Here is a 6,312-nt window from a genome sequence, read left to right on the forward strand (position 1 = left end):
AGCCGGAAAGGAACCCCTCCCATGACGATCACCCGTTCCCTGACAGCACTCGCCCTCGCCGCCGCTCTCATATCGATCACCCCGGTGGCCGCCCAGGCCGCGACCGGCCCCACCGAGGACACGACGGCCGCGCAGAGCGCCACCCAGGGCACCATCCAGTGGGGCGTCCGGTACGCTCCCGGCCGGAAGGCCAAGACACACGGCTCGCTGACGGTCACCGGCGAGGACCACGCCGACATCCCGGCCGCCGCGACGGGCCGGATCTCCGGCAAGGTCTACGACCTGACCAGGGGGCCCTCCTGCGGCTGGGCGGTCTTCCGCCTCACCTACCGGACCGCGGACGGGAACCTGCCGTTCAAGCACCACAGTGTCGTCGACTGCTCGTACGGCACTCCGAAGTCGTTCGCGTTCACCCAGCGCGACCTCTACGAGGTCGAGCTGAAGGTCTGCTCGGAGGCCAAGGCTTCCAAGCCCTCGCTGAACTGCCTGTACGAGGGCACCTGGAAGGTCCTCTACGTCTCGAAGTGACCGACGGCCGGAGCCGCCCTCCCCGGTGAGAGCGTCAGCTCACCGGGGAGGCGGCCCGGCGCCTGCGGCGCACCATGAATCCGAGTGCCGTCGCGGGCAGCACGACCAGTCCCGCGATCAGCCCCGCCATGGGCAGGTAGTCCTGGTCGGGCGTGACAGGCGGGCCAGTGCCCGTCGCGGGGAAGGTGATGGTGGCGGTGACCGCCCGTTTCACCATGCCGCTCATCAGGGTCAGCTTCGCCTTCCAGGGCCCGGCGGGCACCTGCGGGTCCAGGGTCACGACCACCGGAGCGGCTGCCCCCGGAAGCAGCGTGACTCCCAGGTCGGCGGGGAAGGGCCCGGTCTGCAGGCCACTCGGTCCCTCCGACAGCGACAGCGTCCCGCTCATGTCCAGCGTCCGCTCACCGGTGTTACGGACCAGTGCCGCCACCTGCGGGCTGCCGTCCGTGCCGCGCTTGGGGGTCAGATTCTCGACCCGGAAGTCCGAAGGCGGGTCGCCACCGTTCCCGACGTCGAGGTAGACGCGGATCCCGACACGATTGATGACGCGCACGGGGTTGGTGACGTCGGGTTCGGCCACGCTCTCCGCCCAGACGACGCCGTACCGCTCGCCGCGCGAGGCGGCGGGCGGCACTGTGATCTTTACCTGTGCGACCTCCTCGCCGCCCGGTGCCACGTCGATCGAGGGGCGGTCGAGTGATATCCAGCTCGCCAGCTCGTTCTGGACCTGTCCCGGCGGCGCGCTGAAAGTGTTCCGCACGATGTCGGCACTGGCCGGATACAGGCGGATGTGCTGGGTCCTCTTGGAGGTGTTGGAAACCTCCAGTTTTCGCCGGATGGTGGTGCCCGGATGGAGATGGTCGACGATGTAGGAGAGCGCGCGCGGGTCGTCGCGGTGGCTGACCGGCGCCTCAAGGAGGCGGATGCCGATCGTGCCCCGGGGGTCGGTGGTGACCGGGCTCGCGCCGGCCGCGCCGGAGAACAGCGCGGCCAGCAGCGTCGGTATGAACGCTCCAGCGAGCCGGTTACGCCACCTGATGTGTCACCGTCCCGCTGTAGGCGCCCAGCTCGGCCGTGATGGGGACGTTGACGATCAACATGGGGTTCCAGGTGGCCGTGCTACCGCCGGTGCCCCCCGTGTGGCCGAAGGCCGTCACGGCGGTCTCCGTCGTACCGGTCAGAGTGACGGCGTCGCCTGCCGTGAGCTGGCCGGGGGTGAAGGTGCCGCCGCCGGTGGTGTCGGTCGCCGGGCCGGACCAGTACTGCACCGCGGCGAAGGGAACGGTCAGGTCGTCGACGGTGAAGTCCGTCGCGAACACCGACGCGGTCCAGAGCGAGGTAGCCCCGCCGCGGGTGTCGGAGACCGACACCGGGCCGATCTGCCCGGTGACCGTGCCGGCGGGAGCGGCGGAGCCGATGCTGGTCGGACCGGCCGGCGCGGTGATGTCCAGGCTTCCCGCCGTCACGGTGAACGTGACGATGGTGTCGGCGCTGGGGGCCGCCACCGCCGGCGCCGCCAGGATGAACAGCAAGGCGCCCGCCCCCGCCGAGGTGAGTGCGGCGAATCTCTTACGCAAGGTCTCTTCCTTCCGAATGACGGAGTCTTCGGGGGGAAGAGCAAGTGATGGATCCTCCACACCCGCTGCGATCACCTTAAGAGATCAGTAACTACGCAGCGTGACCAAAACGGTAAAAGGGCGGCCCGTAGATGGCTCAGTAACCACCAAAGTGCCGGACAAGCCCCATGACGCCCCAGAGTGGGCACATCGCCCGCCGATGGGCTGACCGGCGGTGGAGGCCAACACCTGGGCCGCAAATTTCAGGAATTCTTGAACATTAAATCCCTGTTTTAAGGCATGTTTCCGCAATGCTTTAACGTAAATAAGGAAGTCAGCGACAAACGACTGCGGAAACAGCGAGTTCCCTCAGCGTTTCACCGGGCCGGTCGAGGCCCTGACCACCAGTTCGGGCTCGAACAGCAGCTCGTCGGCCGGGACCAGCGCCTTGTCGATCTGGGCCGCGAGAAGGTCGACGACCGCGCGCCCCATCGCGTCGATCGGCTGGCGCAGCGTCGTCAGCGGCGGGTCCGTGCAGTTCATCAGCGCGGAGTCGTCATAGCCGATCACCGAGATGTCTCCGGGTACGGAGAGCCCCGCCCTGCGGGCCGCCCTGATCGCCCCCAGGGCCATCACGTCGCTGGCGCAGATGACGCCGGTCACGCCCTTGCGGATCAGCCGCGCGGTCGCCGCGTGCCCGCCTTCCAGGGAGAACATGGTGTGCTCCACGAACTCCGGGTCGATCCCCGCCGCGTCCAGCTTGCGCCGCGAGGGCACGTGATCGGGGGGGCCGAGCACCATGCCGATCCGCTCGTGGCCCAGCGACCGCAGATGGCCCAGCGCCATCTCGGCGGCGGCCACGTCGTCACAGGAGACCTGCGGGAAGGCGAGATGCGCGACCGCGGCGTTCACCAGCACGGTCGGCAGGCGCCGCTCCCGCAGCAGCTCGTAGTGCTCGTGCGAGGCGTCCGCCTGGGCGAACAGACCTCCGGCGAACACCACACCCGACACCTGCTGCTGGAGCAGCAGGTCGACGTACTCCGCCTCGGAGACGCCGCCCAGCGTGCGGGTGCACAACACGGAGGTGAACCCCTGCTGGGCCAGCGCCCCGCCGACCACCTCGGCGAAAGCGGGGAAGATGGGATTCTGCAGCTCGGGGAGGACGAGCCCGACCAGCCTCGCCCTGTCACCCCGCAACTGGGTCGGCCGCTCGTAGCCGAGCACGTCGAGCGCGGTGAGAACGGCCTCGCGGGTCGCCTCGGACACCCCGGGCTTCCCGTTGAGCACGCGGCTGACCGTCGCCTCGCTCATCCCGACCTTCTTGGCCACTTCTGCAAGCCGTCGCGTCATGATGAAACTATAAGGCAAGGGAAGCAATTACTTGCGTAAACTTGCGAAAGTTACGTCAAGAGTCAAGGTGCCGGTAGCCGTCCCGTTCAGCTCTCGGTGATCCGACCGGCGTCGACGTGGATGCGCCGGGTGGTGTGCACCGCGTCCAGCATCCGGCGGTCGTGGGTGACCAGCAGCAGCGTACCGGGATAGGAGGCGAGCGCGGACTCCAGCTGTTCGATCGCGGCCAGATCCAGGTGGTTGGTCGGCTCGTCGAGCACGAGCAGGTTCACCCCGCGTGCCTGGAGCAGCGCCAGCGCCGCCCTGGTCCGCTCCCCCGGCGACAGGGTGACGGCCGGGCGCGGCACATGCGCGGCGCGCAGCCCGAACTTGGCCAGCAGCGTACGGACGTCGGCGGGGGTCATGTCGGGCACGGCGGCCCCGAAGGCGTCCACCAGGGGCTCGTCACCGAGGAACAGCCCGCGCGCCTGGTCCACCTCGCCGACGACCACGCCGGGACCGAGTGAGGCACCTCCCTCCTGAAGCGGGATCCGGCCCAGGAGCGTGGCGAGCAGCGTGGACTTGCCCGAGCCGTTGGCACCGGTGACCGCCACCCGGTCGGCCCAGCCGATCTGCAGGTTCACCGGGCCGAGAGCGAACGCGCCGCGCCGGACCACGGCCTCGCGCAGCGTCGCGACGACGGCTCCGGAGCGGGGGGCGACCGCGATCTCCATCCGGAGCTCCCACTCCTTGCGGGGCTCCTCGACCTCCTCCAGCCGCTCGATCATCCGCTCGGTCTGGCGAGCCTTCGCGGCCTGCTTCTCGGTCGTCTCGGCACGGAGGTTACGGCCGATCTTGTCATTGTCCGTCGCCTTGCGCCGCGCGTTCCTGACGCCCTTCTCCATCCAGGCACGCTGGATCCCGGCGCGCTGCTTGAGGGCCGCGACGGTGCCGGCGTACTCCTCGTACTCGTCGCGAGCGTGCCGGCGGGCGACCTCACGCTCGGCGAGGTACGCCTCGTAGCCGCCACCGTGCAGACGGATCAACCGCTGGACGAGATCGAGTTCGACGACCCGGTTCACGGTCCTGGCCAGGAACTCGCGGTCGTGGCTGACCAGGACGGTCCCGGCGCGCAGACCGGCGACGAAGCGTTCGAGCCGCTCCAGCCCCTCCAGGTCGAGGTCGTTGGTGGGCTCGTCCAGCAGGAAGACGTCGTAGCGGCTGAGCAGCAGGGAGGCCATGCCCGCCCGCGCCGCCTGCCCCCCGGAGAGCGCCGTCATCGGCCGGTCGAGCTCCACGGCGAGGCCGAGTTCGGCGACCACCTCCCCCGCGCGGTCCTCCAGGTCGGCACCGCCCAGGGCCAGCCAGCGCTCCAGACCCACGGCGTACTCGTCGTCGGCACCCGGACGGCCCTCGACCAGCCCCTGGGTCGCGGCGTCCAGCGCGCGCTGTGCGGCGGCCACCCCGGTGCGGCGGGCCAGGAAGTCCGCGATCGTCTCGCCCGCCCGGCGCTCGCGCTCCTGCGGCAGGTAGCCGACCGACGCCGAGGGCGGGCTGAGCCGTACGGAACCGTGCTCGGGAGGCAGCAGCCCGGCGAGGATCCGCATCAGAGTGGACTTCCCCGCGCCGTTCACCCCGACCAGGCCGACGACGTCGCCCGGGGCGACCACCAGGTCGAGCCCGGCGAAAAGCGCTCGGTCGCCGTGTCCGGCGGCCAGATCCTTGGCGACGATGGTGGCACTCATGCGTAAACGTTATCCGCCCTCGGCAGCCGCGACGTCATGTCCGATATGTCCGATCTAGCGCCGGGCCACCCCGAGCGGGCACCGCGCGCCACCCCAGCCCTTATTCCCGGCAAACCGGACATATCTCTTTTTGTGGAAAAAACTTTTCTGACGGCGGCGACCGGCCATTGACCTGCCCATTCCCGCGGAGAAACATTACCTAACGGAGACTTAAAGCTACTTTTTTTGGGACTTTGGGCAACATCACTTACTTCTGAGCCGTCTTATGGGGAGTAGACGGTCACTCCCGACCGCCTCCGCCAACGGGGAGAAAAGGAAATAATCTTGATGAAACGAATCGCCATCGGCCTGCTGTCCGCAGCCGTGAGCGGCTCGCTGCTCATGTCCGCCGGAACGGCCTTCGCGGAGCGAGCCGCCCTCAGTGTGCGCATCGACAGCGTCAACCCCAATCCGGTCGTCGTGCAGGGTGACGACGACACGAGGGTCACCATCGAGGTCCGCACCACCGAGGCCGAGCGCGTCGAACTGCGCCTCAAGCCGGTCTCCGACCAGCTGCGCACCCAGGACGCGCGCGAGCCCCGGATCTTCCACCAGGGCGACCTGTGGCGTTTCACGACCAGCTTCGACGCCTCCGACTTCGAGGGCCGCTGGGTCGCCATCGCCGACGCGTACGACAAGGACGGCAAGAAGGTCACCGACGAGGTCAACTTCTCCGTCAAGCACGAGAAGAAGGAGAAGGCCGAGACCCGCGTCTACCGGTTCTCCGCCAGTCCCGAGTCCGTCCGCAAGGGCCGCTGGGTCTACTTCACCGGTCGCCTCCAGGTCAACGACCACCGCTGGAAGGACGTACGGGGCGAGGAGGTGGAGATCTACTTCCGCAAGCGCGGCTCCAGCGCCTGGAAGTTCGTGACCTCCGCCGACACCGGCTGGAAGGGCACGTTCCGCGCCAAGGCCCGCGCCACCAAGAGCGGTGAGTACCGCGCGATCTTCGACGGGACCGACGACCTCTCCGAGAGCAGGAGCCGGTCCGACCGGGTACGCGTGTACAACTACTACCGCCGGTAGTCCCGCCTGACGGCAGTCGACGCGGAGCCCCCTGATAGATGGGGCCCCGGCGGGAAAAGTTGCGTCAAGAGCCGGCGAAAGGTCCGGGG

General features: G+C 68.9%; 6 protein-coding genes. 2 read left to right on the forward strand and 4 right to left on the reverse strand.

Annotated elements, in window-relative coordinates:
- Positions 1-21: 21 nt before the first annotated feature.
- Positions 22-528: a hypothetical protein gene (locus tag ABZ260_RS14275; RefSeq protein WP_355616777.1), complete on the forward strand. Its 507-nt coding sequence runs from the start codon at positions 22-24 to the stop codon at positions 526-528.
- Positions 529-562: 34 nt separating this feature from the next.
- Here the strand turns inward: ABZ260_RS14275 and ABZ260_RS14280 are convergent, their stop codons facing one another.
- The 4 genes from ABZ260_RS14280 to ABZ260_RS14295 all read right to left on the reverse strand — a co-directional run bounded on the left by ABZ260_RS14280 (position 563) and on the right by ABZ260_RS14295 (position 5,158).
- Positions 563-1,288 carry a hypothetical protein gene (locus ABZ260_RS14280; protein WP_355616779.1) on the reverse strand — a complete coding sequence of 242 codons (726 nt, stop codon included), beginning with the start codon at positions 1,286-1,288 and terminating at the stop codon, positions 563-565.
- Between the two features lie 265 nt (positions 1,289-1,553).
- Positions 1,554-2,105, reverse strand: a complete 552-nt coding sequence (locus tag ABZ260_RS14285; protein ID WP_355616781.1) for a hypothetical protein — start codon at positions 2,103-2,105, stop codon at positions 1,554-1,556.
- A 348-nt stretch (positions 2,106-2,453) separates the two neighbouring features.
- The gene (locus tag ABZ260_RS14290) at positions 2,454-3,434 is read right to left on the reverse strand and encodes a LacI family DNA-binding transcriptional regulator (RefSeq protein WP_355616783.1); all 981 of its coding nucleotides are present in this window, start codon (positions 3,432-3,434) and stop codon (positions 2,454-2,456) included.
- Positions 3,435-3,520: 86 nt separating this feature from the next.
- A complete protein-coding gene (locus ABZ260_RS14295; protein ID WP_355616785.1) occupies positions 3,521-5,158 on the reverse strand; it encodes an ABC-F family ATP-binding cassette domain-containing protein in 1,638 nt (545 codons plus the stop codon).
- Positions 5,159-5,485: 327 nt separating this feature from the next.
- On the opposite strand from ABZ260_RS14295, the gene ABZ260_RS14300 reads away from it, so the two are divergent.
- Positions 5,486-6,223, forward strand: a complete 738-nt coding sequence (locus ABZ260_RS14300) for a hypothetical protein (protein WP_355616787.1) — start codon at positions 5,486-5,488, stop codon at positions 6,221-6,223.
- The last annotated feature ends 89 nt before the right edge of the window (positions 6,224-6,312 follow it).

Origin of the sequence: Streptosporangium sp. NPDC006013 (assembly GCF_040614275.1) — a bacterium.
Lineage (GTDB): Bacteria > Actinomycetota > Actinomycetes > Streptosporangiales > Streptosporangiaceae > Streptosporangium.